Below are 25,998 nucleotides of genomic sequence, written 5' to 3' on the forward strand. Positions count from 1 at the left end.
ATGGCTCTCGAAGATCGCTACGGCCTGCCGCTCTCCACCGCTTCGCCCGAGGCGGCATCCGCTTATCGCGAAGGCGTCGACCTCATGCTCGCGGGCTGGACCGGCACGGCGGAGACGCTGGAGCGCGCGATTGCGGCCGATCCGGATTTTGCGCTGCCCCATATCGCCCGCGCCCGCCTGCATGGCTTCTATCAGCAAGGCGATCTGGCGCGGCAGAAGGCGGCCCTCGCGCGCGAGCTCGTGGCGAAACGCGGCACGGAACGCGAGCGTTCGCATGTCGAGACGCTGGCGCTCGCAATCGAGGGCCGGCTGCCGGAGGCGATCGCGGCGACGATGAAGCACGTCGAGGCGTGGCCGCGCGATGCATTGGTGCTGTCGCTGCCGCTCGGCGCCTTCGGCCTGTTCGCGTTCTCCGGCATGGCCGATCACGACCGCGCGCGGCAGGAGCTGTGCGAGCGCGTCGCGCATCACTATGGCGAGGATTGGTGGTTCCTCACCATGTACGGCTGGGCGATGACCGAGAACGGCAATTTCAGTCGCGGCCGCGGCGTCACCGAGCGCGGCTTCGAGCTGCGCCGGCAGAATGCCCATGCCGCGCACGCCGTGCTGCATGCGATGTTCGAGGACGGTTCGATCGAAGCGGCCGACCGGCTCGTCGACGACTGGATCCCCTGTTACGACCGCGCCGGGATCTTGCACGGCCACATCCGCTGGCATCAGGCGCTGGGCGCGCTGGAGCATGGCGATGCCGCGCGGGCGCTCGCGATCTATGCCGATGTGCTGCAGCCAAAGGCCACACAGGCGCCGCCGCTCAATGTCGTCACCGACGGTGCGTCACTGCTCTGGCGCCTGTCGGCTTACGGCCACGCCGTGCCGAGGGCGCTTTGGGTCGAAGCCGATGCCACCGCGCAAAAGCTGTTTCCGAAATCGAGCCTGCCCTTCGCCGACGTCCACATGGCGCTGTTCGCGGCTGCGACGCAAAATCGCGAGGCGCTCGCCACACGTCTTGCCGCGATCGAGCAGCGGCTCGCCGATGGCAAGCTGCCGGCCGGTCCCGTGGTACCGGCGGTCTGCCGCGCGCTGGCCGCCTTCGCGGACGAGCAATACGTGGCGTGCGTGCAAATGCTCGCGCCGGTTCTCGGTGAGGTCGTGCGCGTCGGCGGCAGCCACGCCCAGCGCGAGTTGATCGAGGACACTTTTGTCGTTGCCCTGATGCGCAGCGGCGAGCTGCCCCGCGCCCGCGCGCTGCTCAATGCCCGCCTGCACCGCCGCCCATCCTTGCGCGATGCGCGCTGGCAGGCGGCAATGGGGTAGCCCTGCCACGAAAAAAACACCGGCCTGACGGCAAGTGCCGGCCGGGAATGGATTGGGCGATAGGGGCGAATCGCCGTTGGGGTGGCGCGGTGGTATTTCAGACGGATTGGGCTGAACAAACGGGATCGCAACCAATTTGCGGTTCGCTGGTTATCGGACGGAACTTTTCCGTGGTTCCCTGGCATGTGAGCCTTCCGATGCGCCTCTGCGGACCAGTCCTCACCGCCGCCCTCATGACCTTGGCAAGCCCTTGTTTTGCCGAGTCTTCCTTGTCGATTCCCGTGAACAACCCTACGGCCGCCAACTCTTTCGTCGACCTGCTGGCGCTGATGTCCGGCCACTGCAAGACGCTGAAGGTCGCGGGCCGCACCTTTGCCTGCAAGACGGTGGCCTACGCCCATGGTGACAAGGGCCGGGTCAATTTCGCGGTCGCGGTCGACGATCCCGCCGACGAGAATCACGTCGTGTCGTTCTCCGGCGAGAACGGCAAGCGCGCCGACGACAATTCCTATGAGCTGCCGATCGACCGCATGCTGCTCAATTCCAAGGACCGCCCCAAGGTCGACGGGCTCCCGGTCCCGGCCGAGCAGACCTCCACCGGCCTCTGCCGCCAGACCGGCAATTTCGCCGCCAAGAAGGTGACTGACGTCACCTGCTCCGCCACCGACAGCGAGGGCCGCCGCTACGAACTGCTGTTCGTTTCCGACGGCACGCCCGTGAGCGTGCGTCGTATCAGGCAGTCGGCGCCGTCGATCCAGGATCCGTTCAAATAGCGGACCTTCTTCGCTCTGCATGCGGGCGAGGTGAACCGCCACCTGCACGGCACAGCCGGATCAAATCCTTCATTGAAACTTCGGAACCGGCAGGTATGCTCGGATGCGTCCTCATCGAGGAGGCGCCCGTTGCAAACACAGGCCAGGCGCAGAGTCAGCAATGAGGATGGTCATCGCGATCAAACGGCTCCTGATCGCCTGCCTGTTCGCAACCCTGGCACATGAGTGCCCTGCAGCCGACAGTCCGGGGCAGCGCTCTATCCTGGTGCTGGAAGACGCCGACTTTCGTTCGCCATTCTATTCGGAGATCTTTGCAGGTATCCGCACGGCTGCGAAGGAAAATGGACAGATCCACACCGTGATCTACGGCGAAAGCCTCGATCTCGCCCGTTTCCCGGGACCGGACTACGAGGAGAGCCTGGTCGGTCATCTCAAGACCAAATACGCACATCGGTCGATCGGCGTCATCGTCTCGATCGGCGTCGCGTCGGCGAAATTCCTTCAGGTGCGCAAGCACGACATCTGGCCCGCCGCACCCGTGGTTTACGGCTTCGTGCCCGATCTGCCCGAGACGCGCGCGCTGTTCCTGCCCGGCACGACCGCAATCTTTGCCAAGGTGTCTCCGGCGCAGATACTGACTGCGGCACGCGCGGTCGTTCCCGACTTGACGGGCGTCGTCCTCGTTGGCGATGCATGGAAAAATCCGCTGATATATGGCCACTGGAAACAGGAATTCGCGACCACGATGCCGGATCTCGAAATCATCGATCTGTCCGGTATGGTGCTGCGGGAGGTGCGCGAACGGGTCGGCTCCTTGCCCCCTCGTTCAGCAATTCTGACCTCGGCGATGTATTCCGACGGCGAAGGCACCCACTATTTGCCGGCCGCGGCGCTTGCGCGTGTCGCCGAGCGCGCGAACCGACCGATCATCATCACCTCCGACACATTTCTCGGGCGAACCGGGGTTGGCGGCTTCCTGCTGCTGCCCGAAACAATCGGACGGGAGGCCGGCCAATTGGCAATGCGGATTCTCGGCGGCGAATCGCCGTCGAGCATCCCACCCGTTGCCGGGGACAACGTGAAGCCGATCTTCGACTGGCGACAGCTCAAGCTCTGGAATGTGGACGAAGCAAATCTGCCTCCGGGCAGCGAGGTGCGTTTCCGAGAACCGAGTTTCTGGGAGCAGTATTACTGGCGCGTCATGATCAGTGTCGGCTTGGTGCTGGTGCAGGCGACGATGATCGTCATCCTCCTGCGCGAGCGCAGGCTGCGATTCCTGGCGGAGGTCGAAGCGCGCCAACGCATGTCGGAGCTTGCCCACATGAATCGCCTTGCCACCGCGGGCGAGATGTCTGTCACAATCGCGCATGAGCTGAGCCAGCCGCTCGCCGCCATTCTGATCAATGCTGAGACCGCCGAGCAGCTGTTGCAGATACCGGCACCTGACCTTGGCGTGATCAGGGATATACTGGGTGACATTCGCCGAGACGATAAGCGCGCCAACGAGATCGTCGTTCAGGTGCGCTCATTTCTGAAGAGGGCCAGCACAGAGCGGAGCGAGCTCGACCTCAACGCGGCGGTCGGCGAGGTGTTTCGGTTCCTTTCCGTGCAGGCCTTGACCTACGACGTTGCGCTCGCGACGGACCGATCGTCCTCGGATATTCGCGTAACTGCCGACAAAGTGCAGCTCCAGCAGGCTATTCTGAACCTGGTCATGAATGCCATCGAAGCGGTGGCCGATCTGCCGGAGGATCGGCGACGCATCGTCGGTCGAACCAGCCTTGCGGGCAATCAGGCCATGATCTCGATCGCAGATGCCGGCGACGGCATCTGCACAGAAAAGATAACCGAAATCTTCAAGCCGTTTTTCACAACCAAGGCGCAGGGGATGGGCATCGGCCTCTCGATCACGCGCACGATCATCGAGGCACATGGCGGGCGCGTCTGGGCCGACAACGCGCCGACCGGAGGCGCCGTCTTTCATATCAGCCTGCCGCTGGCCGCGGCGCGATCGTGAGTCGAGGCCTTCTGCCGCCAGACGTCAGCCATCGGATATGATGGTCACCATACCTCGGAGCGACCCATGACGCGCGACCGCCTGTTTCTGCTGGGTCCTGGGTTCGAGGACCCGACTTTTCCTGGACGCCGCTTCTATTGCTGGCATTGCGCGCTGATCGAGGGCGTGCTGGTCTCGTTTCCGCAACTCGCCGGCAAGCTCGACGTCGAGCGCATCCCGTGGCCACGCCCGCGGCAAGCCGTGATCGCGCTGGCCGGCGAGGAGAACCAGTCGTTGCCGCTGCTCGTGCTGGCGGTTGGAGCGACCTCGCCGCACCAGACCGGCAGCTATCAGGGCCGCGCGTTCATTGCTGACAAGGACGCCATCCTAGCCGCGCTCTCCGAACGCCACGGCTTTCCCGATCCGCATCCGTGAGGGGGAGAGCGCGTAGCCTGCAATCACGTCGCGAAACGAGGGAAAATTGACATTGCGTGTCGTCACTGTCGCCTCGCATAGTCGGCGCTGCAGGTAAGTCTGCAAGTAAGTCTGAAAGCCGCCCCTCATGTCACTCGCGCTTCCCGCCCTCATCGTCGTCGACGTCCAGCGTGCGTTCGACGAATGGGAGGCGGCGGGCAAGCGGCGCAATAACCCGGATGCAGTGGCACGTATTGCCGATCTCCTGACGGCGTTCAGAACCAGCGGCGCGCCGATCTTTCACATTCGTCATGAGGGCACCAAGCCGTCCTCCTCATTTCTGCCAACGAGCTCCGGATATGCCGTCAGGGACGAGGCACGCGAGCGGCCGGGCGAGATCGTGATCGTCAAGCGCGTCAACAGCGCCTTCATCGGCACCGATCTGGAAAGCCGCCTGCGCGCGGGCAACATCGGCACTCTCGTCATTTGCGGCGCCACCACCAATCATTGCGTCGAGACGACGACGCGGATGGCCGGCAATCTCGGCTTCGACGCGCGGCTGGTGCGCGACGCAACCTGGACGTTCGAGCGGGTCGGGCCGGATGGTGACAGACATTCTGCCGAGGAGATCCATGCGATGACGCTGTCGAACCTCAACGGCGAATTCGCGCGCATCGTCACCACCGATGACGTGATTGCATCATTCGCGGCAGAGTGAGGGCGGAGTTACGGCCACGCCCGAGATGCGACAATAAATCTCACGAGACGCACGCCGCCGCGCGAATCGGACGCCAATGAAACTGCGTCGTTTCGACGCCCGCACTGGGCGGAACGCGCCGGATGGCCAGGTGTTGTCACACGACATTCAACTGGAGTGATGACATGAAGTATCTCATTGTCGCGATGGCCGTCGGCGTTGCGGCGCTTGCCGGCGGATCGGCGGCGAACGCGGCCAATCATTCAAGCGCGAAACACACCGCGCCAGCCGCCCAGTTAACCGATATCAGCGCGCAGCACAGGCACCACCATCACGGCCATCGCCATCACTGGCGTCCTCACCACCATTACGGCTATCATCGTCCGCACTACCGGAGCTACGGCTATTATCCGCGGCACCACGGCTATTACGGCGGCGGACCGTACGGATATTACGGCGGCGGCGGTCCGAGCGTGACGTTCGGCTTCGGCGGCAGTCGCTGGTAAGACGAAAGGCCGCAACACGAAAGGCTCGCGAAATGCGGGCCTTTCTTTGCGCGCCAGCCTATCCCCGCAAGATCATCCCCGCCGTCTGCCGACCGCTCGCCAGCGCCGCTTCGACCGTGCCCATGTCGGCTCCGCGATAGAGCGCCTCGCCGGAGAACAGCACCGGACCGTCGGCGCGTGCGAGGATCGTCTGCGCCTCGCGCGTTCGCGGCGTTGCCCAGGAATAGGCGCCGCGGGCGTAGGGATCGTGCGCCCAGTTTGTCGCAACGGCCGCGACGAGCTCGCGCGCGAGGTCCTCACGCGAGAGACCGAAGACGGTCGCAAGCGAATCGAGCCCGGCATCGATCAACGCTTGCGGGTCGAGGCGCGACAGCGCTGCCGTGCGCGGGCCGCCGAACCATCCGGTCAGCGCGGGATGCCGGTTCGGATATTGCGTCCACCATACCGGGATGGCCTGGTCGGACAAAAGGAAGCTCATGTCCGCGAGCTCTTCCTTGCGCTCGCGCCACCATGGCCGCCTGAAGCGCAGCAGGATTTTTATCACGTTGCCGAAGCCGATGTCGTCGGCCGCCGCCGCCTTTGCGCGCGCGCGGCTCGGCAGCCTGATCTCGCGCAGCAACGGCAACGGAACAGTGAGGATCACGCGATCGCAGCCCTGCAGGCCGCCGCCGACACAGCGAACGGCGATCGCGCCGCCCTCCTCCTCGATCGCCGATACCACGCAGCCGAAGCGAAACATCACGCCAAGCTTGCGGCACTCGGCTGCCAGGAAGTCGATCATCCCACCATAGCCGCCCTTGACCCGCGCCTGCGGTGAGTGCCCGCCAGCCATCCATTCCTCGCGCAGCGCCAGCGTGGAGGCGCGCTCGGGATCGGCCGCATCGTAGCCCTCGACCATTCGCTCGATCACATGGCGCAGCCGCGCGTGCTCATCCCCGGCAAAATGCCGGCGCAGGAAATCGGCGACCGTGAGGTCGTCGTTCAATTCCCGAACCACGGCGTGCAGCTCAGCCTCATGCGGATCGTGGCGATCCTCGCGCACGATGTCAGCGCCGTCGAAGCCCCATCGCTCGCCCTCGATCTCCTGAAGGGACAGCCCGGCCTCACGCAGCAACGCGCGCGTGACCGGCGCCTCGCCGTGCACGAATTCGGCGCCGCCGTCGGCGCGGTAGCCGAACTCCGAAGCAGGCAGCGGATGGATGCGGCCGCCGCAGCGCTCGCGCGCCTCCAGGATCGTCACGGTCCTGCCCGCGCGCGCCAGCTCGCGCGCCGCCATCAGGCCGGCCGCGCCGGCACCGACGATGACGATATGCTCTGATGTTGCCGACATCTCGGTGCTGCTACTTGCCCACGGCCTGCGGATCGTTCTGGATCAGATAGCGCAGCAGCAGGACGCCGCCGCCGAGATCCCGCGTGCTCTCCAGCCTCATCGCGCTCAGCGGTGCACGCCGGTCGCCGTCGGAGTCCGTGGAATCGAACACGAAGGGCGCGCCCTTGGCGCCGTCGATCGCGGGACTGAGGATCAGGTTGAACTCGTCGATCAGGCCGGCACGCAGGAACGCGCCGTTGGCGACGCCCCCGCCCTCCACCAGCAGGCGCTTCACGCCGAGTTCGCGATTGAGAATGTCCAGCGTCAGCGCGAGATCGATCTCGGAGTTGCCGGCAAAGATATAGGACACGCCCTCGCCGCGGAGCCCCGCGAGATGCGAATCGGGGACACTCTCGGTCAGCACGACGACGATCGGATCGCCGCCGATATCGGAGCGGCCCCAGCCGATCTTGCCCTTCGCATCGAGCACGACGCCATAGGTTTTCGCGTCGCGTCGCGCGAACCAGTTTTCACGCGGAAAGTTCGCGTCCGCCGTCGTGGGATAGGGCTCGCCCTTGGCGAACTCCGAGCCGGTGACGCGGCCGATCACCCAGGCATCGCCGCCGAGCTCGTCGTGGATCTTCTCGAACCAGTCCGTCCCTGCCCCCTTCGGGCGCCAGCGGCTCGGATGGGTGCGGCCGTCCAGACTCGAATGCATCAGGCAAATGACGTAAGGCTTCATGCGCATCTCCGGGCCGCGCTCAGGCCGCCGGCTCATTGTCCTTCTCGCTCCCCGTGGCGCGATCGTTCAGGATCAACGCGAGGGGATTGAGCTTTGGCGGCGCGACGAGTTTCAGCGTGTTGGTGTCGCGATGGTTGAACGGCGCGCCGCGCACGAACAACTCGGTCTGGATCAGATAGGTCCAACTGCCGTCGTCGTTGAAGGTGATGTCGCAGCGGTAAGCATCGGTGCGGAACGCTTGTTCCAGAAAATCAGTCGAGCAGATCCCGTAAGCGGTGTCGCCGCGCTTGGCGGTCACGGAGATCTCCTTGTCGTCCGGCCCGGCCTTGCCCGATGCCAGCAGCACCTGCCCGCGCGGGATCGCCAGCGTCTGCATGATCAACCCAGTCGCGGGCTCCCACAACCAGTAGCCGACCTGATCGTGGAAGGTGATGTCTTCCTCGGGCGTGTTGATGTGGATGTGATAGCGCAGCCCATAGAGCAGCTGCGGCCCGTTGGCTTGCGGATCGATCGGGTCCATCCGGATGCGCTCGATGAAGGTCCGCCGCTCCGGCCCCTCCGCCTTCGGATTGATGTCGATACCTTTGTCGGCCTGCCAGCTGCCGGCGAGACGGCGGAGCGGGCCGAGATTGGCAAGGCCGTCGGGGGAGACGTCCTCGGGCTCGGTGAAGATATCGGCGGGAAGGGGGAGCATGGGTGTCCTTGCGTCATTGCAAGGCAGCAATAGCATGAGAGCGCGGGCGTGGCTCGCTCTCAAGGCTCACAATCGCGAATGGACATCCGCGCCACGCGCAGACGATCCATGACGCGAAGCGGAGCCGAACCTCCTCAGTTCGGCTCCGCCGCCAGGGCGCTTAGTGGCGGTGGTCGCGGACCTCAGGTTGATTGCGGTCGTCCCGGACGATGGCCATTGCGTTCGAGGGTGTCACCACGTTCGCCAATGCAATCGCTGCGAGAGCCACGAGGATGGAGTTGCGCATCAGTGTTTCCTTTGTCTGGTGGACCACTGCGCCCGGTGATGATCGATGCGCTAACGGTCGAGCCATCGTCCGATCGGAGGAGATGTGGGGCGGCGATCATGCTTCGGCTACACCCGGTTGCGACATCGCCGTGCGGCTGAAGTCGCACAGCAGCAACGCAGTCGAGAGGATAACGACACGCAACGAAGCGTAACGACAACGTCATGACCATGTCTTTCCAGATGTGAGCAGGACGGTTGCATGTGAGGAAAGATATGGCTGGAAGCTCGAATGCGGCCATCCTTCGAGGCGCGGTCGGCCGGACCTCTGCGCGGACGGCGCCGGAACCTGTCGAAATGATCATTCCGCGGTGATCCAGAACCTATCCTCGTTCGTTCCCAGACCCACAGATCGCTTGTCGAGGCGCTATGATCGCTGCTATCCGAGCTTTAGATGCGCCAATCCGGGTGAAGGCTGGTTTTCCCCGGAGGATTGAAGCGCGGCTGTCGACTGGCACGAGCAAAGGGCCGAACACAAAAGTGGACTGGGCTGATCTGATCGGACGCGTCGCCTCGGCCGGAGACCGGGAGGCCTTCAAGCGCCTGTTCGAGCATTTCGCGCCACGCATCAAGGGACTGATGCTGAAGGCCGGGTGCAGTTCAGACGAGGCGGAGGAGATTGCTCAAAACACCCTGATCGCCGTCTGGCGGAAGGCAGGTCAGTTCGATCCTGCGACGGCCGGGGCCGCGGCATGGATATTCACCATCGCGCGCAATCTGCGCATCGATTTGTTCCGCAGCAGGGCGCGGGCAGACCGCCTGCGGGGCACCTCTGAGCTTCCCGAGACACCGGACCCCGCCGAACCCGCGGATGCCGTCATGTCCCGCGTGCAGGACGCAGCGCGGATCAATTCGGCCGTCAAGCAGCTCTCGATGGAGCAATCCATGGTGGTGAGGTTGTCGTTCATCGAGGAGAAGCCGCACCCGGAAATCGCGAGCCTGCTCGGCATTCCGCTCGGAACGGTCAAATCGCGAATCAGGCTGGCGATGAACCGCTTGAGAGACATATTGGACGAAGAAGCATGACCATCAGCCATCATCCGCCGGAAGATCTTCTGGCCGACTTTGCGGCCGGCAGGTTGGAAGAAGCCCATCAATTGGTGGTGGGTGTGCATGTTGCTGGTTGCGCACGGTGCGGCCGGTTCGTGCAGGCCATCGAGCAACTTGGCGGCTTGGCGCTTGAAGATGTCGAGCCGGTGCCGGTCGCATCGGATGCGTTCGAGCAGGTGATGTCGCGCATTCACGACGCTCCTGAAGAGCGAGCGGTGCGGACTGCCCACGTCGCTCGCGGCAGCGAGCAGGATGTTCCGGCGGCACTGCGAAACTACCGCATCGGCAAGCGCAGGCGCATCGCTCCAGGTCTGAGCATGCGACCGATCGAGCTGTCCGGTTCGGGGACGGCGCGGGCATTTCTGCTTCGCTCCGCGCCGGGGAGCCGCATGCTCGAGCACACGCACACGGGCACCGAACTGACCCTCGTGCTCGAGGGCAGCTTCAGCCACGAGGGCGGCCGGTTTGGTCCGGGTGATTTCGACTATGGCGACGACGAGATCGACCATCGGCCTGTGGTGGGCAACGAGGGTCCATGTGTTTGCCTCGTCGCAATGACGGGCGACCTGCGCATGAACGGCCTGCTCGGCAGGTTGATCGGGCCATTCGTGCGGCTTTGATCCGCTCGCCTCCTTCTTCCGCCGGGTGATCCGAACGCGAGCCCGGAGCGTTTCGAAGGAAACGCAAGGGAGACAGGTCATGGCCGGCTTAAGCCTGACACGACAGGCGCAGAGCGAAACATTGCCCGAACTGCTGGCATGCGTTTCGGCGGGCGACACCCGGGCCTTCGCAGCGCTGCATATGCTGACGCGGAGCAGGCTGCGCAGGACTGCGCTCGCCGTCGGAACTCCGCCCCACGACATCGAGGACATTCTTCAGGAAACCTATCTGAAGATCTGGCGCAACGCGGGTCGGTTCGACGGCGACCGCGCTTCGGCGATGACCTGGATGTCCGCCATCGCGCGGAATACCGCCATCGACCATCTGCGGGTCAGAAGACTGCCGACTCACGAGCTGGACGAGGCGCTTCTGGTTCCGACAATAGCTGATCAGCCGTCGATCGACGATTTCGACTACGCCCGCGCCGAACCAATCGCACGCAGCGTGCTGGCTCGCTTGCCGGAAGACCGCCGAAGGCTGGTGGCGCTGGCCTATCTCGAGGGCGAGAGCCGCGCGAGCTTGTCGCGGCGCTTCGGTGTGCCCGTCGGCACCATCAAGACCTGGCTGCACCGAACTCTTCTGGCGGTACGCAAGGACTGTCTTGCCGCATCGGCTGCAGCCTGAAGCAGGCGAGGACCCCGCGCGTGGCCGCAGAGATCATCGAATTCCCCAACCGTGGATACCAGGACCCGCTCGTAACCTCCGTTGCGAGGCTCGAGCAGATGGTAAAAGAGGTCGACCGTCTGGTAGCCGAGCAGCCCGCGGACGGGCTCGGTCAACTGCTCGTCGTCATGGAGCGCTTCGGTGATCGACTGGTCGATCTTGCGCACCTCGTGCTTGACGACGATGCCAAGCGGAATGTCCAGATCGCGTTCACGTCGCTCTCCGACAAGATCGCGGCGACCAGAGACGCCTTTGACGACGGAGCGACGGATCTCTGAATTCGGCGCCACGCTCCCCCGTTCGACGCCATGAGGTCAGCTCTGCGGCCGATCCTAATTGAAACGGAGCAACGAGATGTTCAGCAAGGTCGCAAAACCCACCCAGCCGGCATAGGGAATGAAAAGCGTCGCTGCCAGCCGATCGTTCGCCCATTGACGCCAGACAAAGGCAAGGATCACGGCGAACAGCGCAACAATGACGCCGAGCGCCACGTCCATGCGATGAAGCGAAAAAAAGATGGGAGACCATGCAAAGTTCAGGATCATCTGCAGGCTCCATAATCGCATCGCCGTTCCGCGCGGCTCCGCCTCGAAGGTGCGGAATCCCGCAACGGCGATCATGAGGAACAGAGCCGTCCAGACCGGTGCGAAGGCCGCATCCGGCGGATTGAAGGATGGCTTGTTGAGCGCCGCGTACCACGCTCCCGGACGGTTCAGGACCCCGATCAAAATCCCCGCAGCAGGAACCAGAAACAGGAAAGCGGCGCATCGGTACCATCTGCCGCGCTTACGGTCGCCATCTTGCTGCAGCGCTCCGTCGTGTGTCCCATCCATGATCAATGCGCCATCCTTTGAGCGACGAGAAATCCCGTCCAGGCGCTGACACCGGCGAGGAAGGATCCCCAGCACACGTCGGCAAGAGTGAGCCCCGTCGACCAATTCCTCAGCGTGGCCTGGTTGGTCAGATCGTAGGTGGCATAAGTGAAGCAGCCCAACATCACGCCGGACGTGAAGGCCCGCAGAGCGCCGCCATCTTGCTGAGCCGGCAGCACCGCGAACCAGATCAGGCCGACGGGATACGCCAGATAAAACACTGCGGCGGCGGCGAGGTCCGGCTCCGAGCGCAACATGTCGCCCAGCACCGGGCGGTAAAGTCTCTCAACCATGGTCTTGAGCCAGACCATGTCGAGCGCAACGAAGGTCGCAGCCACCGACAGATATGTGAAAAGCAGGCTCATGTCCGGTCTCCCCTCCGGTGCTGTCGAAACCGGTTTGACAAAGGCAGCGCCTGTAAACGACGTGAGCCCTTCGCTGGATCACGCTGCGCCCCCGTTCCGCCTTGCCGCGCAACCCTGTCAGGCCCTTGAACCTGATCGTGCGGCGCCGGAACTCCGATCATTGCGGCGCCTTCTTGGGCGGCCGTGGAAAGAAAGCGCTGGTGCGTGACTGATAGTCCCGATACCGGCGGCCACGGGATCGAAGCATCTGAGCTTCGAGCGGGGGTATTCCGGTCACGTGCACGAGTATCCAGTACATGATCGCCGGCGCGATCAGGCTCGCCCAGCCCCATGCGTAGCCCGGCGACAGCGCGATGACCGGGTAGGCGAGCCACCCGAGCCATTCGAAGAAATAATTCGGATGACGCGACCAGCGCCAAAGCCCGACATCGCAAACCAGGCCCGCGTTTGCCTTGTCCCGCTTGAAGCCTCGCAATTGCTCGTCGGCGATCGCCTCGCCCGCAACGGCCGCAAGCATGATGGCGGCGCCGACATAGTCCTGAACTCCCAGGGCTGCCCGTGGAGCGTGTGCAGCGAGGAAGACCGCAAATGGCAGCGGCACCGAGACGAAGGCCTGCGACTGCAGGAACGCGAACATGCGACGCGGCGCCTGTGAGCCCCATTCCCGCGCATAGCTTGCATATCGCGGATCGTCGATACCCGCCGCGGCGCGGCGGGCGATATGCGTCCCGAGCCTCGCCGACCAAAGCAGCACGAGCCCGCCCACGAGCATCTGGCGCACTGGCAGCGCCTCGGCGAACGGCAAAAGGGCCGCCACTGCCCCGACGATACCGATGGAGTAGGTCCAGATCGTATCGACCCACCCGGAATTGCCGGTTCGCTGCTGAACGATCCAGGCCAGCCCCATCAATAGCGAAAGGGCAAGCGCGATGCCGGCGACGATCAGTATTTGGCTGAAATCCATGCCTCACCATACGCAAACTCGGATCCTTACGTCCGCCCCGTGCCCCGGTTTCGCGGGTGATCCACGCTGTCCGCTGGAACGTTTCCTCAAGCGCATGTGGTCGGGTCAGCTATGAGAGCTGTCCTGAGCCGGGCGACGGACGACATTGGCCCGAATCCGGATGTTCCGGCCGTCGCTGGTGGTATTAGGGGGCGACAAAGCATGCGTTTGGCGGTGATCGGGACGGGAATTGCCGGCAATGCCGCCGCATGGCTCCTGTCCGAACGTCATGCCGTGACCGTCTACGAGCGCGAATTGCGACCGGGTGGACACAGTCATACAGTGCGGGTTGACTACGATGGCGAAGAGATCGACGTCGACATCGGCTTCATCGTGTTCAACGAGCCGAACTACCCGGATTTGACGTCTCTGTTCGCGCACCTGGGTGTGAAGACCGAGGAGACATGCATGAGCTTCGCGATGTCGGCCGACCATGGTCGATTTGAGTGGCGGGGCGGCGGCGAGACCTTCCTGCAGGTCGCCTCCGGCCTGTTTGCCCAGCCGCGTAACCTCTTCTCCCCGTCGTATTTTCGCATGCTGGCCGAGGTCCGCCGCTTCAACAAGGAAAGCGTCTCCGACTTGCGGACTGGCCAACTCCAGAACCTCACACTCGGCGAATATCTGCGCAAGTCAGCGTTCAGCCCGCGCCTGTTCAGCGATTATCTGGGACCGATGGGGGCCGCCATCTGGTCGTCGCCCTCGGCCGAGATCCTCGCCTTTCCCGCCGAAAACTTCATCGCCTTTTTCGACAATCACCGGCTGTTGCATCTGGATCGGCCGCTCTGGCGGACCGTCCGGGGCGGCAGCCGGCGCTATGTCGAGAAGCTCACGGCCAGGTTCAAGGCCAGCATCCGGCTCGGCTGCGCGGTGACGTCGATCCATCGCAACGAGCACGGTGTGACGATCCGCGACAGTCACGGCCATCAGGACTCCTACGACGCTGTCGTGATGGCCTGTCACAGCGATCAGGCTCTGGCGATGCTGTCGGATGCCGACCCGCGCGAGAGATCCATTCTCGGCGCAATCCGTTACGCTCCAAACACGGCCTATCTGCACCGCGACATCAGCCTCATGCCGAAACGCCGCAACGCATGGGCATCCTGGAACTTCTTGCGCTGGCGACGCGAAGCGCCTGCCCAGAACGACGTCGCGGTGACTTACTGGATGAACCGGCTGCAGGGCATCGACGACAGCAAGCCGCTATTCGTCAGCCTCAATCCCCCTTGCGAGCCGGCGCCTCATCTCACTTTCGGCAAGTTCACTTTCGCGCATCCACAATATGACGCAAGCGCGTTCGCCGCGCAGAGGAAGCTCCCCGAAATCCAGGGACGCCGCCGTACCTGGTTTTGCGGCGCGTGGACCGGCTACGGATTCCATGAGGACGGCTTGCGCTCGGGCATCGCCGTCGCCGAGGCACTTGGCAGCGCGGTGCCGTGGCGAGGGTCCGGCGCGTTGCTGGCGCAGGCTGCTGAGTAGACCATGTTGCAACCGGGCGCTCCAGAACGAACAGCGACGTTATCTGCAGCCGCGCTCTACCTGGGCCGGGTGATGCACGCACGCATGCGGCCCGTGCACCACAGGTTCGCTTACCGGGTCATGAGCCTGCTCATCGACCTCGACCGGCTTGATGAAGCGGATCGCCAGTCTCGCCTGTTCGGCGTCAATCGCGCGTCAGTCTTCAGCTTTCACGAATCCGATCACGGCAAGCGTGACGGCGCCTCCTTGAGCAGCCATGTGCGAGGCCTGGCCGAACAGCACGATATTAATCTGTCGGGAGGGCGCATCCTCCTTTTGTGCTATCCGCGGCTCTTCGGCTACGTGTTCAATCCGCTTTCGATCTACTTCTGTTATGGCAGCAGCAGCAATCTTGCGCTGCTGATCTACGAAGTCCGCAACACTTTTGGCGAAATCCATTCCTACATCCTTCCGGTCGAGGACACTGCTGCCGGCGGTGCCATACGACAATGCCAGGCGAAGGAGTTCTACGTCTCGCCATTCATGGAGATGCAAACGCAGTATCGCTTCAGCATTGCTCCGCCCGACCATCAAGTGAAGGTCAGAATCGTGCAGAGCGATGAGCACGGTGCTATATTTACAGCTGCATTCTCTGGACAACGTCGCCCGCTGACCAGCCGCTCGCTGTTGGCGACGCTCGTCACCCTGCCACTTCTCACCTTCAAGGTCGTCGCGGCCATTCATTGGGAAGCGATCCGGCTTTGGCTGAAAAATGTTCCTTTCGTTCCCCGTCCGAACCAACCCTGAATGTGAAGCCATGGACCTCGCAGCCACTCACCAGACTGCTCGCTTCGATGACGTTCCCTTGCTCGCGCGGCTCGCGCTGCGGCTTGCGTCGCGGCTCAAGCTCGGCACCGTGGATGTTCGCCTTCCCGACGGCAGAACGGTGGTGTTGCGGGGAACGCATCCGGGGCCGTCGGCGACCATCGAGCTCAACAGTTACGCCTTCGCGCGAAGCCTGGTGCTGGGCGGCGATATCGGCATGGCCGAGGCATACGTTCGAGGCGATTGGAGCACGCCGGATCTCTCCCAGCTGCTTTACGTGTTCTGTCTGAACGACGATCTGGTCGACAGCGCTTTCGCCGGCAATGCACTGGTCCGGCTTTGCCGGCGCGCGCTGCATCGGTTGCGCCGAAACACGCGACTGGGATCGCGGCTGAATATCCACGCCCATTATGATCTTGGCAACGCGTTCTTTGCGGCCTGGCTCGATCCGAGCATGACCTACTCGTCGGCATTGTTTTCGCCCGAGGCGACCGACCTGCTCGCCGCTCAACGGCACAAATATGCCCAACTCGCGCAGGCGATCGAGCTACGGCCCGGCCATACCCTGCTGGAGATCGGCTGCGGCTGGGGCGGCTTTGCCGAATATGCCGCCAAGACTTGCGGCGCCAAGGTCTTGGCGCTCACCATCAGCAAGGAGCAACACGCATTCGCCAGCCGGCGAATCCACGAAGCCGGGCTCGGCGACAATGTCGAGGTCCGGTTGCAGGATTATCGCGATCAGGACGGGCAGTTCGACCGTATCGCCTCGATCGAGATGATCGAGGCCGTCGGCGAGCCGTTCTGGCCGACGTACTTCAATCAACTGCACCAGCGGCTCAAGCCGGGCGGTCTTGCCGGAATCCAGGCGATCACCGTCCGTGACGAGCTCTTTGACAGCTACCGGCGGCGCGTGGACTTCATCCAGAGATACATTTTTCCGGGCGGGATGCTGCCTTCGCCGAATGTCTTGCGCGCGCTCGGCGAACGCGTGCAGATGCCTCTCATCCGCGAGCGGGTCTTTGGACAGGACTACGCCAAGACGCTCGCGGTCTGGCGAGCGAGTTTCGGCCATGCCTGGACGGACCTGACCTCACTCGGGTTCGACGAGCCGTTCCGGCGGCTGTGGGAATATTACCTCTGCTACTGCGAGGCGGGTTTCAGGGCCGAAAAGATCGACGTCCGACAGCTGGTCTTCGCGCGCCGGAGCTGACGTCGCTGACGTTTCCGGCGTGAACGAACCCTCAAGCCGCTTCCGACGTTGATCGCGCACGCTGTTCGAGCACGCCGATCGTCGAGACCAAATTGTCGCGTCTCGCGCGAAGATTAAGCGCAAGAAGCGGATATGTCGGCTGAAGCACGTCAAACACCCCTGCTCTCGCCTCTTCCTCGAGAATGTCGGTGTTGATGAGCCGAACGCGCCACCACAAATCGGCGACCAACGCATCGAGCCGGAGTTCGCCGGCAGCACCAGAACGGGACATTTCTTGCATCACTTGCCTCAACCTGAAACGGCCTCTCTTCCAAGGCCAGACTTTGGTCCTGGCTGAGCAAGCAGAGTGCCAGCAATGGGCGGGCGCGATCTGGTCCGCAATGGATTGCTGCGCGAGCCAGCTGGTCAAGGCTTGGCGCTCAAGGCTTGGCGCTCAAGGCCTGGCGCTCAAGGCCTGGCGCTGGAGAAGATGTTGCCCGTGGAGAGCGAAAATGGTGCCCAGGGGCGGAATCGAACCACCGACACTGCGATTTTCAGTCGCATGCTCTACCAACTGAGCTACCTGGGCGTGCTCCAAAGAGGGGCCAAAGCCCATCGAGCGGGCGGTTTATAGTGGGCTGAAGGCTGCCTGTCCACCCACGCTTCGCCGATGGCTCCGCGGGGCGCGGCCCGGCTGTGCACAAGGTCGGGCGGGCTTGCCGGAGCTGGCGTGCGGCGCGTTCAGCATCCACCTAGAATATTGATATTACTTGTTTATTCTTCCCCATCTGCCTCGTCATCCCGGCCGGGAATGACGTAGGAGCCTTTCAGCCAGCGGTTCAGATCGACGTCGCGGCAGCGAGACGAGCAGAACGGGCGGGTGGCCTCGGACTGCGGCTTGCCGCAGATCGGGCAGGTTTTGAGGGGGCTTGCGGGCTTTTTCACCTGGTCGTCCATAGGGTGCTCAGCTTACGCGAGGTGAGAGAGTTCAAGAGCCTGTCGCCAAAGGGGTTCCTCCGGCGGAAGTGCAGGCGTTCCGGCCAGATTCCTGCGGGGCAATTCTACTGTGCATGGGGTTGTTTTCGCGATTTTTGCAGGAGCGGCTTTTCGGCTCACACGGCGGTGGCGTTGAGCCAGCCGAAGCGGATCGGGAAACCTTCGCCGCCGAGCAGCGTGGTGGTCTCGTAGAGCGGCAGGCCGACGACGTTGGTGTAGGACCCCACCATCTTGACTACGAACGAGCCGGCGATGCCCTGCACGGCGTAGCCGCCGGCTTTGCCGCGCCACTCGCCGGAGCCGATATAGGCCTGGATGTCATCCTCCGAGAGGCGCTTGAAGCGGACGCGGGTCTCGACCAGGCGCTGGCGGAAGGCCTCGCGCGGCGTCACCAGGGTGATCGCGGTGTAGACGCGGTGGTTGCGGCCCGACAGCAGCCGCAGGCACTGCGCGGCCTCGTCAACGAGGTTGGCCTTGGGCAGGATGCGGCGGCCGACCGCCACCACCGTGTCGGCGGAGAGGATGAAGGCGCCACGCAGCTCGTCGTCGAGCTGCACCGATTTGAGTGCCGCATCCGCCTTGGCCCGCGCGAGACGATTGGCGCAGGCGCGCGGCAGCTCGCCCCGCTTCGGCGTCTCGTCGACGTCGGCGGGCCGGAGCGCGTCCGGCTCGATGCCGGCCTGGTTGAGCAGCGACAGGCGCCGCGGCGAACCGGAGGCGAGAACGAATTTGGGGCGGCCGAGCATCAGGTGATTTGGGGAATGAAGCAGGGGGTGAATTGCGCGCGGAACCTATCGGACGGGGGCTGATTTCACAACCCGGGAACCCGGACTTTACTGATTCGACGGGTACAGGATGCGTGTGCCTGCAGTCTGTGACGCGGGTGTTACGGGCACCGAATGCTACCCGTTCGCCGCGCCCACCTTCGAAAATCGCCGGCGGATGCGCAGCAGGAGCTGGTCGCAGACGTCGCGATAGGCAGCCAACTTCTGGTCGCGGCTGCCTTCCATGGTGGTGGGATCCTGCGTCGGCCAATACTCGACGTCGGCGGCGAGCGTGCGGGTCAGCTCCAGCGCCTTGTGATGCGCCTCCGGCGACAGCGTGATGATCAGGTCGAAATTCAGCCCCTCCCAGTCCTCCAGCTCCTCGAAGGTCTGCGGCTTGTGGGTGGAGATGTCCTGGCCGAGCTCGGCCATCACAGACACCGCGAACGGATCGAGCTCGCCGCGCCTGGCACCGGCCGACTTCACATAGAGGCCTTGCGGAAACATGTGCCGCAGCAGGCTCTCCGCCATCGGCGAGCGCACGCTGTTCATTGCGCAGGCGAACAGCACCGATTGCGGATCGCGTGCGCGTGGCGGACCCGCCATCGCGCTTAACCCTTCCAGTGCAGGACGGTAATGAGCGTGAACAGCCGGCGCGAGGTCTCGAAATCGACCCGCACCTTGCCCTTCAGCCGCTCCTGCAGCGTGCGCGAACCCTCGTCATGGATGCCGCGGCGGCCCATGTCGATGGCCTCGATCTTGTCCGGCGTCGCCGTGCGGATCGCCTGGTAGTAGCTGTCGCAGATCATGAAATAGTCCTTCACGATCCGCCGGAACGGCGTCAGCGACAACAGATGCGCGACCACCGGCGTGCCGTCCTCGCGGCGGATGTCGAACATCAGCCGGCTGCCCGTGATGCCGATATGCAGCGTGAACGGCCCCTTCCCGTTGGCGCCCTCCGGCGCGAACAGATTCTGCTCGATCAAATCGTAGATCGCGATCGCGCGCTCATGCTCGATGTCGGGCCCGGAACGGCCGATCGAGTCCTCGTCGAGCGTGACGCCCACGATGCGATTGGTCGAGTCGTCCTGTTCGGGCGGCTGGGTCATGACAAATTGAGGCGCAATCCAATCGAGCGCGAATGGGCATCTAGCCCCTCCGCCTTGCCGAGAATCATCGCGGCCGGACCGAGCGCACGCAGCTGATCCGGGCCGCATTTCAGGATCGAGGTACGCTTGAGGAAATCGTGCACCGAAAGCCCCGACGAGAATCGTGCCGAGCGCGCCGTCGGCAGCACATGGTTGGAGCCGCCGACATAATCGCCGATCGCCTCCGGCGTATGCGGCCCGAGGAACACGGCGCCCGCGTTGCGGATCCTTGCGGCGAGCGCATCGGGATCTTGCGTCATGATCTCGAGATGCTCGGCGGCAATCGCATCCGCGAGCGGAATGGCGTCGTCGAGGTTCTTCACCATGATGATGGCGCCGAAATCGGCCCACGAGGCGCTGGCGATCGCGGCGCGCGGCAGCGTCTTCAACTGCGCCTCGACGGCCTTTTCGACATCGGCGGCAAGGCGCGCGGAATCGGTGATCAGGATCGACTGCGCGCTGGAATCGTGCTCGGCCTGGGCCAGCAGGTCGGCGGCAATCCAGTCCGCATTGCCAGTGTCGTCGGCGATGACAAGCACCTCCGAGGGACCGGCGATCATGTCGATGCCGACCTTGCCGAACACCAGCCGCTTTGCCGCGGCGACATATGCGTTGCCGGGTCCGACGATCTTGGCGACGGGCGCGATCGTCGCGGTGCCATGCGCGAGCGCGGCAATCGCCTGCGCGCCGCCGACGCGATAGATCTCGGTGACGCCGCCAAGCTTTGCTGCCGCCAGCACGAGCGGATTGAGCTTGCCGTCGGGCGAGGGCACCACCATGACGAGGCGCGCCACGCCGGCGACCTTTGCCGGCACTGCATTCATCAGCACCGAGGACGGATAGGCCGCGGTCCCGCCCGGCACGTAGAGGCCGGCGGATTCGATCGCGGTGTAGCGCCAGCCGAGCTCGACGCCGAGCTGATCGGTGAAGCGCTCGTCCTTCGGCATTTGGCGGCTGTGATAGGTCTCGATGCGATCGCGCGCGAGCTTGAGCGCATCCAGCGTCGCTGCATCGCAGGCTTTCACCGCGGCCTCGATCTCGGCGGCGGTGACGCGCAGGCCGGATGCATCGAGCGTCAACCGGTCGAACTTTGCCGTGGCCTCGAGCAGGGCGGCGTCGCCCCGCTTCGCCACGTCGTCGACGATGGCACGCGCGGCCGCCTCGACGTCTGCCGAGGCCTCGCGCTTGGCGGCGAGGAAGGCCCCGAATCGCTGGTCAAAATCGGCGCTGCTGCGGTCGAGACGAACGGGCATCTTGGCTTCTAACTGGTTTTTGGGGGCGCGGTTTGGCTCACCAGGCCCCTGCTCAATGGCGCGGCGGGGAAGCTGCGTCAACCCTTGGGCCGGGCCGTTCCCCTCCGGCGTCGCCTGACGAGCGCGGGATGCGTGGCCTTGGGATGCCACTCACCCCTCGCCTTCAGCCTCCAACCCCGTCCCCAGCTGATCCGCTCCCAGATCAGTCAGCTCGCATTCCAGGCATTCGACGTCGAGGCGGATGGCGCCGCCTTGGGCAAACAGCAGCAGCGCGCTCCCGCCGGGGGCGTCCTGGCCGTGGAATTCGATGCCGACGAGGTCCAGGACAGTGTCCGGCGCGTCGAGGTCGATGTTGCGCGACTTGCAGGCGAGCACGCGGTCGAAACGGAGGGCGGCCACCAGCCTGCGCTGCTCGGCCTCGCCGTCCAGCGTCTGCTCCCAGTCCAACCGGCTCATGCCGACGACCAGCCGCTTTTCGCTTTGCCGCCAGATGATGTCCGAGGGCTGCACGCGGGCGTCCTGGACGTGCGCCGAGATCACGGAGAGGTCGTCGGCGTCGAGTGCGATCAGTTTGAGCTGGGGAGACATCGACGGCGCTTTCTGCTTCGGGCGGACGGGCTCAACGCGCGCGGGCGGCGAAATTTCCCTAGAACTAACGCCCCACTGGACTAGAGGCTATTGATATCCTCCATCTCCAGCACCTTTCGCGGATACCCCTCCCGCGCAACCCGGATCATGGCGCGGCCGATCTGCTCGGTCGAGGTGACGAGCCGCGGCGAGAGCCGGCGCAGCACCGACCACAATGGCCAACTTGCTGCATACACGGCCTGCACCCACGCGGTCTTGGAGCGGGCACCGTGGAGCGGTTGGATCGCACCCGGCCGGAACATGTAGGCCCCCTTGAACGGCAGCTTGAGCAGATCGTTCTCGGTCTTGCCCTTGATCCGCGCCCATATCCGCGAACCCTGCTCGGTAGAATCAGTGCCGGCGCCCGTGACATAGACGAATGTCATCTGCGGATTGAGCCGTGCCAGCGCGGTCGCCGCTGCGAGCGTGATGTCATAGGTCAGACGACGGTAGCGCTCCTCGCTCATGCCGATCGAGGAGACGCCGAGGCAGAAGAAGCAGACGTCGAAGCCGGTGAGCTGCGCTTCGATCGCCGAGTAGTCCGTGAAATCGCCGTGCGTGATCTCCGTGAGCTTGGCGTGGCGCACGCCGGTCGGGCTGCGGCCGACCACGAGCACGCGATCGATGCCGGCATCGATCAAGCATTCGCGCAAGACGCCCTGCCCGACCATGCCAGTCGCGCCGAAGATGATGATCTGCATCGGGACCTCCCCGACAGGCTCGCGGCTCATGCGGCGGCCGCGATCTCGTCGAAGGATATACCGGTCAACGTCGCCGAGACATCCCACAGCATGGCTGCCGAGGCGAAATCCTTTGCCTGCGGCATGATCTTCGCCGGCCGCGGTGGCCCCTTCAATTCGTAAAACCCGTTCGGGCCGTAGTAGCCGCCGGGCTCCGCTGCCGGCCAGGTCGCCGCCAACAAAGTCGGCAGCGCGCCTTCCGCGGCAGACTGGCTAATGAAGGGCTGCAGCCACCGGCTCACCCGCGATTGGAACGTGTTCGCACCCGGCCCGTTCGCAATCAGATCGGTCCGCGCGTAGCCGGGATGGGCGGCAAGGCTCGTCAGACCCCAGCCTGCGGCGAGGCTGCGGCGCTGCAACTCCAGCGAAAACATCAGCATCGCCAGCTTGGACTGGCAATAAGCCCGCCACGGACGATAGGAATGCCTAGCCTGCAGATCGTCGAAATTGATCGAACCTGAGCGGTGCGCAAGGCTCGAGAGGTTGACGACCCGGGCCGCCTTCGCCCGGCGAAGCTGCGGCAACAGCTGCGCCGTCAGCGCGTAATGACCGAGATAATTGGTGCCGAGCTGCATCTCGAAACCATCCGCCGTCTGCTGCCGCTTCGGCAGCGCCATCACGCCGGCATTGTTGACGAGCAGGTCGAGCTGCTCGTTGCCGGCGGCAAAGCGCCTGGTAAAATCGGCGACGGAGGCGAGGCTGGCGAGGTCGAGATGCTCATAGGCGATCAGCGCATTGGGAAAGCGCTCGCAAATGCCCTCGATCGCGCGCATGCCCTTTGCGTCGTTGCGCCCCGTGAGTATGACAATGGCACCGGCGCCCGCCAGCGCCATCGCGGTTTCGTAGCCGAGGCCGCCCGTCGCTCCGGTCACGACGGCAGTCTTGCCGCTGAGGGAGGGGATGTCTGCCGTGGTCCAGTCGGTCATGCCATAGCTCCGTCGGGGCTGGGAAAGGGCCCCGCGACGGGTCTAAATGTGCACTGGGTGCAACTTTGCAAGTGGTGAAATGATTTGAAGCTTTCGAAGGTCGCCGGGAAATCAGTCGACAGGCGCACCAAGCCGTTGCCGGCAGGAGCAAAATCCGCCGATGGCACCGGCCTGCGCCAGCGTAAATTGCAAGCGACCCGCGAGCGGTTGACCCGCGGGGCGATGGCACTCTTCCTGGAGCGCGGCTTCGAGGCCACGACCATCGACGATATCGCTGCCGCTGCGGAGGTGTCGCGACGCAGCTTCTTCCATTATTTCGCCTCGAAGGAGGACGTGGTCGCGGCCTGGCAGGAAGGCGCCGCGGCCGCGCTGGTCGCGGAGGTCGTGGCGCGGCCGGCGGGCGAAACCATGCTGAGCGCGGCGGAGAACGCGATCGCGGCGACGCTCAAGCGGATCGATCCGGCCGAGGCCGCGGCCATGTCGCGGCTCAAGCGCGATAATCCCGCGCTTCAGTCGCGCGACCAGCTCAAATACGAGAAGCTCGAGCGAGCGTTGGCCGAAGGGCTCGCCCAGCGCGCCAGAACCAAATCGGACCGGCTGAAGGCGCGGCTCGTCGCCATGATCGCCACCGGCGCGATGCGCGTCGGCGGCGAGAGCTGGATCGGCGGAGGGGCGCGGGAGAAGCCGGAAGCTTTCGTCAAGCGCACCTTCGATGCGATCAGGGCGATATTGGCGTGAGGCCGCTCACCCTTTGAAAAACGCCAGCAGGTCCGCGTTGATGGTTTCGGCGTGCGTCGTCGGCATGCCGTGCGGGAAACCCTTGTAGGTCTTCAGCGTGCCGTTCTTGAGCAGCTTGGCCGACAGCGGCGCGGAGTCGGCGTAAGGCACGATCTGGTCGTCGTCGCCATGCATCACCAGCACCGGCACATTGATCTTCTTCAGATCCTCGGTGAAGTCGGTTTGCGAGAACGCGACGATGCCGTCGTAATGGGCTTTCGCGCCGCCCATCATGCCCTGGCGCCACCAGTTCTGGATCACCGCTTCCGACGGCTTTGCGCCGGGACGGTTGTAGCCATAGAAGGGGCCGGCCGCGATGTCGCGGTAGAAGCTGGAACGGCCGGCAGCGAGTTGCACCTGGAAATCGTCGAACACGCTCTTCGGCAGGCCGCCGGGATTGGCCTCCGTCTTCAGCATCAGCGGCGGCACCGCGGAGAGGATTGCGGCCTTCGCAACCCGGCTCTCGCCGTGGCGCGCGATGTAATGCACCACTTCGCCGCCGCCGGTGGAGTGGCCGACGTGGATCGCGTTCTTGAGGTCGAGATGGGCCGTCACGGCCGCAAGATCATCGGCGTAATGATCCATGTCGTGGCCGTCGGCGACCTGCGACGAACGGCCATGGCCGCGACGGTCGTGCGCGATGACGCGATAGCCGCGCGTGACGAAGAACATCATCTGCGCGTCCCAGTCGTCGGCCGACAGCGGCCAGCCGTGGCTGAACACGATCGGCTGGCCACTTCCCCAATCCTTGTAGAAGATCTCGACGCCGTCCTTGGTGGTGATGATAGGCATTGTCAGGCTCCTTGAATGATCAGGCGAACGCCATCGGCTTGAAGCGGCGCCAGGCGCCGACGGTGAGCACCACGAAGAACACCAGCACGAGGCCCTGCACCACCGCGAACACGGGGCCTCCGGGCGGATTCGGTGCCACGGCGGGCGCGAGCGCGGCGAGCGCCGGCACCTTCAGGAATGACTGGATCACCAGCACGAAGACATTGAAATACAGCGAGATCATCGCGGTCACGATGTAGACCGGGCGCCAGACACCAGCGAGCTTCATGCCGTAGAGCGCGAGGCAGGCGATCGCGAGCAGGACCAGCGAGATGATGCCGATGATATGCGAGGGCAGCAGCTCCTTGAACGGAAACAGGAAGCCGGTGGCGCTGGTGAGGATCGTGAACGCTAAGAAAATCGCGGTGAGGCCCGGCATCGCCTTCGAGCCGAGCAGGCCGAACATCACGACGAGGCCGGCGGCGATGCCGATCAGGCTGATGATGACATGAACCAGCGTGAAGGCGGGCAAGCTCAACCCAAGAACCATGACATCTCTCCTACTCTCCGCATTGAGGTCGGGATTGATATTACGGTCCTCATCGGATTGCCACATGCGCTGGCGTCACACATGCGTGCGCAGCCATGCGTCGTCGTGCGAATCGAAAAACGCATGGCTGAATTATTTGCACCGCTGTCACAAACGACGGCAGTTTGTGGTGCGTAGCCCGGATGGAGCGATAGCGTAATCCGGGATTTACGCATGCAAATGCAGTGGCCCCGGATTACGCTGCGCTCCATCCGGGCTACACGACATACGTCGAATCGCGGCTCACACTTCCTTGGTGTCGAAGATCAACAGGTCAGCGCCACCACTGGCGAATTTCGGCACGTCAGCGCCGGTCGCCTTACCTTCCGGGCTAGCGAATGCCGCCTGGATGTCGGCCGTGCTGTCGAAGGTGAGAATGGCAACGAGATGGATTCCGGAAGGTCCAGCGGGGGAGCCGACCGGCCCCTTGCTGATGGCGTACTTCTTCAGGCCTGGAAGTTTCTTCGCGAGCGGAATGTGGGTCTCGGCATAATATTTGTCGAAGGCCGCAGCATCCGTGGGCGTTTTATACAGCACGACGATTTCAGCCATTTAG

The 25,998-nt window shown here is 64.2% G+C and carries 33 protein-coding genes and 1 tRNA gene; 14 read left to right on the forward strand and 20 right to left on the reverse strand.

Annotated elements, in window-relative coordinates; all coding sequences use genetic code 11:
- From AC0L2F_RS02810 to AC0L2F_RS02835, 6 genes are all read left to right on the forward strand, one after another.
- Positions 1-1,314, forward strand: a complete 1,314-nt coding sequence (locus tag AC0L2F_RS02810; RefSeq protein WP_473247396.1) for a tetratricopeptide repeat protein — start codon at positions 1-3, stop codon at positions 1,312-1,314.
- 197 nt (positions 1,315-1,511) lie between these two features.
- The gene (locus AC0L2F_RS02815; protein ID WP_007615428.1) at positions 1,512-2,087 is read left to right on the forward strand and encodes a hypothetical protein; all 576 of its coding nucleotides are present in this window, start codon (positions 1,512-1,514) and stop codon (positions 2,085-2,087) included.
- Positions 2,088-2,592: 505 nt separating this feature from the next.
- Positions 2,593-4,104 (forward strand): sensor histidine kinase, encoded by a 1,512-nt coding sequence (locus AC0L2F_RS02820; protein WP_473247397.1) that lies wholly within the window; start codon positions 2,593-2,595, stop codon positions 4,102-4,104.
- A 66-nt stretch (positions 4,105-4,170) separates the two neighbouring features.
- A complete protein-coding gene (locus AC0L2F_RS02825) occupies positions 4,171-4,518 on the forward strand; it encodes a DUF3088 domain-containing protein (RefSeq protein ID WP_473247398.1) in 348 nt (115 codons plus the stop codon).
- Between the two features lie 127 nt (positions 4,519-4,645).
- Positions 4,646-5,215 (forward strand): cysteine hydrolase family protein, encoded by a 570-nt coding sequence (locus tag AC0L2F_RS02830; RefSeq protein ID WP_007615434.1) that lies wholly within the window; start codon positions 4,646-4,648, stop codon positions 5,213-5,215.
- Between the two features lie 164 nt (positions 5,216-5,379).
- The gene (locus tag AC0L2F_RS02835) at positions 5,380-5,700 is read left to right on the forward strand and encodes a hypothetical protein (RefSeq protein ID WP_473247399.1); all 321 of its coding nucleotides are present in this window, start codon (positions 5,380-5,382) and stop codon (positions 5,698-5,700) included.
- Positions 5,701-5,758: 58 nt separating this feature from the next.
- Here AC0L2F_RS02835 and AC0L2F_RS02840 read toward each other — a convergent pair whose 3' ends face one another.
- The 4 genes from AC0L2F_RS02840 to AC0L2F_RS02855 form a co-directional block, all read right to left on the reverse strand.
- Positions 5,759-7,030 carry a flavin monoamine oxidase family protein gene (locus AC0L2F_RS02840; RefSeq protein WP_473247401.1) on the reverse strand — a complete coding sequence of 424 codons (1,272 nt, stop codon included), beginning with the start codon at positions 7,028-7,030 and terminating at the stop codon, positions 5,759-5,761.
- 10 nt (positions 7,031-7,040) lie between these two features.
- Positions 7,041-7,751 (reverse strand): RibD family protein, encoded by a 711-nt coding sequence (locus tag AC0L2F_RS02845; protein WP_007615439.1) that lies wholly within the window; start codon positions 7,749-7,751, stop codon positions 7,041-7,043.
- A 19-nt stretch (positions 7,752-7,770) separates the two neighbouring features.
- Complete coding sequence (locus AC0L2F_RS02850) at positions 7,771-8,445, reverse strand: FABP family protein (RefSeq protein WP_473247402.1); 675 nt, start codon at positions 8,443-8,445, stop codon at positions 7,771-7,773.
- Positions 8,446-8,605: 160 nt separating this feature from the next.
- On the reverse strand, positions 8,606-8,731 hold the full coding sequence (locus AC0L2F_RS02855) for a hypothetical protein (RefSeq protein WP_473247403.1): 126 nt from the start codon (positions 8,729-8,731) through the stop codon (positions 8,606-8,608).
- A gap of 518 nt (positions 8,732-9,249) precedes the next feature.
- On the opposite strand from AC0L2F_RS02855, the gene AC0L2F_RS02860 reads away from it, so the two are divergent.
- The 4 genes from AC0L2F_RS02860 (at position 9,250) to AC0L2F_RS02875 (ending at position 11,420) form a co-directional block, all read left to right on the forward strand.
- Complete coding sequence (locus AC0L2F_RS02860; protein WP_035975266.1) at positions 9,250-9,795, forward strand: sigma-70 family RNA polymerase sigma factor; 546 nt, start codon at positions 9,250-9,252, stop codon at positions 9,793-9,795.
- On the forward strand, positions 9,792-10,439 hold the full coding sequence (locus tag AC0L2F_RS02865; protein ID WP_473247404.1) for a ChrR family anti-sigma-E factor: 648 nt from the start codon (positions 9,792-9,794) through the stop codon (positions 10,437-10,439). The genes AC0L2F_RS02860 and AC0L2F_RS02865 overlap by 4 nt, the downstream gene beginning before the upstream one ends.
- 79 nt (positions 10,440-10,518) lie before the next feature.
- Entirely contained in the window at positions 10,519-11,103 is a 585-nt protein-coding gene (locus tag AC0L2F_RS02870) for an RNA polymerase sigma factor (protein ID WP_007615451.1), read from the forward strand.
- Between the two features lie 20 nt (positions 11,104-11,123).
- A complete protein-coding gene (locus AC0L2F_RS02875; protein ID WP_063994156.1) occupies positions 11,124-11,420 on the forward strand; it encodes a hypothetical protein in 297 nt (98 codons plus the stop codon).
- A 54-nt stretch (positions 11,421-11,474) separates the two neighbouring features.
- Here the strand turns inward: AC0L2F_RS02875 and AC0L2F_RS02880 are convergent, their stop codons facing one another.
- The 3 genes from AC0L2F_RS02880 to AC0L2F_RS02890 all read right to left on the reverse strand — a co-directional run bounded on the left by AC0L2F_RS02880 (position 11,475) and on the right by AC0L2F_RS02890 (position 13,343).
- A complete protein-coding gene (locus tag AC0L2F_RS02880) occupies positions 11,475-11,975 on the reverse strand; it encodes a TspO/MBR family protein (protein WP_007615453.1) in 501 nt (166 codons plus the stop codon).
- A 2-nt stretch (positions 11,976-11,977) separates the two neighbouring features.
- Entirely contained in the window at positions 11,978-12,379 is a 402-nt protein-coding gene (locus AC0L2F_RS02885; protein ID WP_473247405.1) for a DUF2177 family protein, read from the reverse strand.
- Positions 12,380-12,536: 157 nt separating this feature from the next.
- Positions 12,537-13,343, reverse strand: coding sequence for a DUF1295 domain-containing protein (locus AC0L2F_RS02890; RefSeq protein ID WP_007615456.1), 807 nt, complete (start codon positions 13,341-13,343; stop codon positions 12,537-12,539).
- 201 nt (positions 13,344-13,544) lie between these two features.
- Here AC0L2F_RS02890 and AC0L2F_RS02895 point away from each other — a divergent pair, with 201 nt between their 5' ends.
- Genes AC0L2F_RS02895 through AC0L2F_RS02905 form a run of 3 tightly spaced genes read left to right on the forward strand, consistent with a single transcriptional unit; the run spans position 13,545 to position 16,872 of the window.
- The gene (locus tag AC0L2F_RS02895; protein ID WP_473247406.1) at positions 13,545-14,858 is read left to right on the forward strand and encodes an NAD(P)/FAD-dependent oxidoreductase; all 1,314 of its coding nucleotides are present in this window, start codon (positions 13,545-13,547) and stop codon (positions 14,856-14,858) included.
- Between the two features lie 3 nt (positions 14,859-14,861).
- Positions 14,862-15,644: a DUF1365 domain-containing protein gene (locus AC0L2F_RS02900; RefSeq protein WP_473247407.1), complete on the forward strand. Its 783-nt coding sequence runs from the start codon at positions 14,862-14,864 to the stop codon at positions 15,642-15,644.
- A 10-nt stretch (positions 15,645-15,654) separates the two neighbouring features.
- The gene (locus AC0L2F_RS02905; RefSeq protein WP_007615459.1) at positions 15,655-16,872 is read left to right on the forward strand and encodes an SAM-dependent methyltransferase; all 1,218 of its coding nucleotides are present in this window, start codon (positions 15,655-15,657) and stop codon (positions 16,870-16,872) included.
- Positions 16,873-16,903: 31 nt separating this feature from the next.
- Here AC0L2F_RS02905 and AC0L2F_RS02910 read toward each other — a convergent pair whose 3' ends face one another.
- From AC0L2F_RS02910 to AC0L2F_RS02955, 10 genes are all read right to left on the reverse strand, one after another.
- Positions 16,904-17,281 carry a hypothetical protein gene (locus tag AC0L2F_RS02910; RefSeq protein WP_473247408.1) on the reverse strand — a complete coding sequence of 126 codons (378 nt, stop codon included), beginning with the start codon at positions 17,279-17,281 and terminating at the stop codon, positions 16,904-16,906.
- Between the two features lie 83 nt (positions 17,282-17,364).
- Positions 17,365-17,440 (reverse strand) — tRNA-Phe (locus AC0L2F_RS02915).
- Positions 17,441-17,625: 185 nt separating this feature from the next.
- Entirely contained in the window at positions 17,626-17,808 is a 183-nt protein-coding gene (gene yacG / locus AC0L2F_RS02920; protein WP_007597555.1) for a DNA gyrase inhibitor YacG, read from the reverse strand.
- A gap of 155 nt (positions 17,809-17,963) precedes the next feature.
- On the reverse strand, positions 17,964-18,593 hold the full coding sequence (locus AC0L2F_RS02925) for a Maf-like protein (protein ID WP_007597557.1): 630 nt from the start codon (positions 18,591-18,593) through the stop codon (positions 17,964-17,966).
- Positions 18,594-18,749: 156 nt separating this feature from the next.
- Positions 18,750-19,217 carry an arsenate-mycothiol transferase ArsC gene (locus AC0L2F_RS02930; protein ID WP_007615472.1) on the reverse strand — a complete coding sequence of 156 codons (468 nt, stop codon included), beginning with the start codon at positions 19,215-19,217 and terminating at the stop codon, positions 18,750-18,752.
- 5 nt (positions 19,218-19,222) lie between these two features.
- On the reverse strand, positions 19,223-19,720 hold the full coding sequence (locus tag AC0L2F_RS02935; protein WP_063994163.1) for a UPF0262 family protein: 498 nt from the start codon (positions 19,718-19,720) through the stop codon (positions 19,223-19,225).
- Positions 19,717-21,012 carry a histidinol dehydrogenase gene (gene hisD, locus AC0L2F_RS02940; protein WP_007615474.1) on the reverse strand — a complete coding sequence of 432 codons (1,296 nt, stop codon included), beginning with the start codon at positions 21,010-21,012 and terminating at the stop codon, positions 19,717-19,719. The genes AC0L2F_RS02935 and hisD overlap by 4 nt, the downstream gene beginning before the upstream one ends.
- 150 nt (positions 21,013-21,162) lie before the next feature.
- On the reverse strand, positions 21,163-21,600 hold the full coding sequence (locus tag AC0L2F_RS02945) for a DUF2948 family protein (protein WP_473247409.1): 438 nt from the start codon (positions 21,598-21,600) through the stop codon (positions 21,163-21,165).
- Between the two features lie 80 nt (positions 21,601-21,680).
- Positions 21,681-22,340, reverse strand: coding sequence for an NAD(P)H-binding protein (locus AC0L2F_RS02950; RefSeq protein ID WP_473247410.1), 660 nt, complete (start codon positions 22,338-22,340; stop codon positions 21,681-21,683).
- Positions 22,341-22,366: 26 nt separating this feature from the next.
- Positions 22,367-23,305, reverse strand: a complete 939-nt coding sequence (locus AC0L2F_RS02955) for an SDR family oxidoreductase (RefSeq protein ID WP_007615480.1) — start codon at positions 23,303-23,305, stop codon at positions 22,367-22,369.
- A gap of 84 nt (positions 23,306-23,389) precedes the next feature.
- On the opposite strand from AC0L2F_RS02955, the gene AC0L2F_RS02960 reads away from it, so the two are divergent.
- Positions 23,390-24,043, forward strand: a complete 654-nt coding sequence (locus tag AC0L2F_RS02960) for a TetR/AcrR family transcriptional regulator (protein ID WP_473247411.1) — start codon at positions 23,390-23,392, stop codon at positions 24,041-24,043.
- 6 nt (positions 24,044-24,049) lie between these two features.
- Here the strand turns inward: AC0L2F_RS02960 and AC0L2F_RS02965 are convergent, their stop codons facing one another.
- The 3 genes from AC0L2F_RS02965 to AC0L2F_RS02975 all read right to left on the reverse strand — a co-directional run bounded on the left by AC0L2F_RS02965 (position 24,050) and on the right by AC0L2F_RS02975 (position 25,994).
- The gene (locus tag AC0L2F_RS02965) at positions 24,050-24,874 is read right to left on the reverse strand and encodes an alpha/beta fold hydrolase (protein ID WP_473247412.1); all 825 of its coding nucleotides are present in this window, start codon (positions 24,872-24,874) and stop codon (positions 24,050-24,052) included.
- A gap of 19 nt (positions 24,875-24,893) precedes the next feature.
- On the reverse strand, positions 24,894-25,403 hold the full coding sequence (locus AC0L2F_RS02970) for a hypothetical protein (RefSeq protein ID WP_007615486.1): 510 nt from the start codon (positions 25,401-25,403) through the stop codon (positions 24,894-24,896).
- Between the two features lie 282 nt (positions 25,404-25,685).
- Entirely contained in the window at positions 25,686-25,994 is a 309-nt protein-coding gene (locus AC0L2F_RS02975; RefSeq protein WP_007615494.1) for an EthD family reductase, read from the reverse strand.
- Positions 25,995-25,998: the final 4 nt, after the last annotated feature.

The sequence above is a fragment of the Bradyrhizobium sp. Ken64 genome (assembly GCF_055807555.1).

Coding starts and splice junctions, on each gene's coding strand:
- AC0L2F_RS02970 (WP_007615486.1), bottom strand. CDS start 25,403: ATGGTTCTTGGGTTGAGCTTGCCCGCCTTCACGCTGGTTCATGTCATC.
- AC0L2F_RS02955 (WP_007615480.1), bottom strand. CDS start 23,305: ATGACCGACTGGACCACGGCAGACATCCCCTCCCTCAGCGGCAAGACT.
- AC0L2F_RS02900 (WP_473247407.1), top strand. CDS start 14,862: ATGTTGCAACCGGGCGCTCCAGAACGAACAGCGACGTTATCTGCAGCC.
- yacG (WP_007597555.1), bottom strand. CDS start 17,808: ATGGACGACCAGGTGAAAAAGCCCGCAAGCCCCCTCAAAACCTGCCCG.
- AC0L2F_RS02930 (WP_007615472.1), bottom strand. CDS start 19,217: ATGGCGGGTCCGCCACGCGCACGCGATCCGCAATCGGTGCTGTTCGCC.
- AC0L2F_RS02865 (WP_473247404.1), top strand. CDS start 9,792: ATGACCATCAGCCATCATCCGCCGGAAGATCTTCTGGCCGACTTTGCG.
- AC0L2F_RS02925 (WP_007597557.1), bottom strand. CDS start 18,593: ATGCTCGGCCGCCCCAAATTCGTTCTCGCCTCCGGTTCGCCGCGGCGC.
- AC0L2F_RS02840 (WP_473247401.1), bottom strand. CDS start 7,030: ATGTCGGCAACATCAGAGCATATCGTCATCGTCGGTGCCGGCGCGGCC.
- AC0L2F_RS02825 (WP_473247398.1), top strand. CDS start 4,171: ATGACGCGCGACCGCCTGTTTCTGCTGGGTCCTGGGTTCGAGGACCCG.
- AC0L2F_RS02905 (WP_007615459.1), top strand. CDS start 15,655: ATGGACCTCGCAGCCACTCACCAGACTGCTCGCTTCGATGACGTTCCC.
- AC0L2F_RS02965 (WP_473247412.1), bottom strand. CDS start 24,874: ATGCCTATCATCACCACCAAGGACGGCGTCGAGATCTTCTACAAGGAT.
- AC0L2F_RS02935 (WP_063994163.1), bottom strand. CDS start 19,720: ATGACCCAGCCGCCCGAACAGGACGACTCGACCAATCGCATCGTGGGC.
- AC0L2F_RS02870 (WP_007615451.1), top strand. CDS start 10,519: ATGGCCGGCTTAAGCCTGACACGACAGGCGCAGAGCGAAACATTGCCC.
- AC0L2F_RS02950 (WP_473247410.1), bottom strand. CDS start 22,340: ATGCAGATCATCATCTTCGGCGCGACTGGCATGGTCGGGCAGGGCGTC.
- AC0L2F_RS02945 (WP_473247409.1), bottom strand. CDS start 21,600: ATGTCTCCCCAGCTCAAACTGATCGCACTCGACGCCGACGACCTCTCC.
- AC0L2F_RS02815 (WP_007615428.1), top strand. CDS start 1,512: ATGCGCCTCTGCGGACCAGTCCTCACCGCCGCCCTCATGACCTTGGCA.
- AC0L2F_RS02895 (WP_473247406.1), top strand. CDS start 13,545: ATGCGTTTGGCGGTGATCGGGACGGGAATTGCCGGCAATGCCGCCGCA.
- AC0L2F_RS02855 (WP_473247403.1), bottom strand. CDS start 8,731: ATGCGCAACTCCATCCTCGTGGCTCTCGCAGCGATTGCATTGGCGAAC.
- AC0L2F_RS02880 (WP_007615453.1), bottom strand. CDS start 11,975: ATGGATGGGACACACGACGGAGCGCTGCAGCAAGATGGCGACCGTAAG.
- AC0L2F_RS02810 (WP_473247396.1), top strand. CDS start 1: ATGGCTCTCGAAGATCGCTACGGCCTGCCGCTCTCCACCGCTTCGCCC.
- AC0L2F_RS02975 (WP_007615494.1), bottom strand. CDS start 25,994: ATGGCTGAAATCGTCGTGCTGTATAAAACGCCCACGGATGCTGCGGCC.
- AC0L2F_RS02835 (WP_473247399.1), top strand. CDS start 5,380: ATGAAGTATCTCATTGTCGCGATGGCCGTCGGCGTTGCGGCGCTTGCC.
- hisD (WP_007615474.1), bottom strand. CDS start 21,012: ATGCCCGTTCGTCTCGACCGCAGCAGCGCCGATTTTGACCAGCGATTC.
- AC0L2F_RS02850 (WP_473247402.1), bottom strand. CDS start 8,445: ATGCTCCCCCTTCCCGCCGATATCTTCACCGAGCCCGAGGACGTCTCC.
- AC0L2F_RS02885 (WP_473247405.1), bottom strand. CDS start 12,379: ATGAGCCTGCTTTTCACATATCTGTCGGTGGCTGCGACCTTCGTTGCG.
- AC0L2F_RS02890 (WP_007615456.1), bottom strand. CDS start 13,343: ATGGATTTCAGCCAAATACTGATCGTCGCCGGCATCGCGCTTGCCCTT.
- AC0L2F_RS02830 (WP_007615434.1), top strand. CDS start 4,646: ATGTCACTCGCGCTTCCCGCCCTCATCGTCGTCGACGTCCAGCGTGCG.
- AC0L2F_RS02845 (WP_007615439.1), bottom strand. CDS start 7,751: ATGAAGCCTTACGTCATTTGCCTGATGCATTCGAGTCTGGACGGCCGC.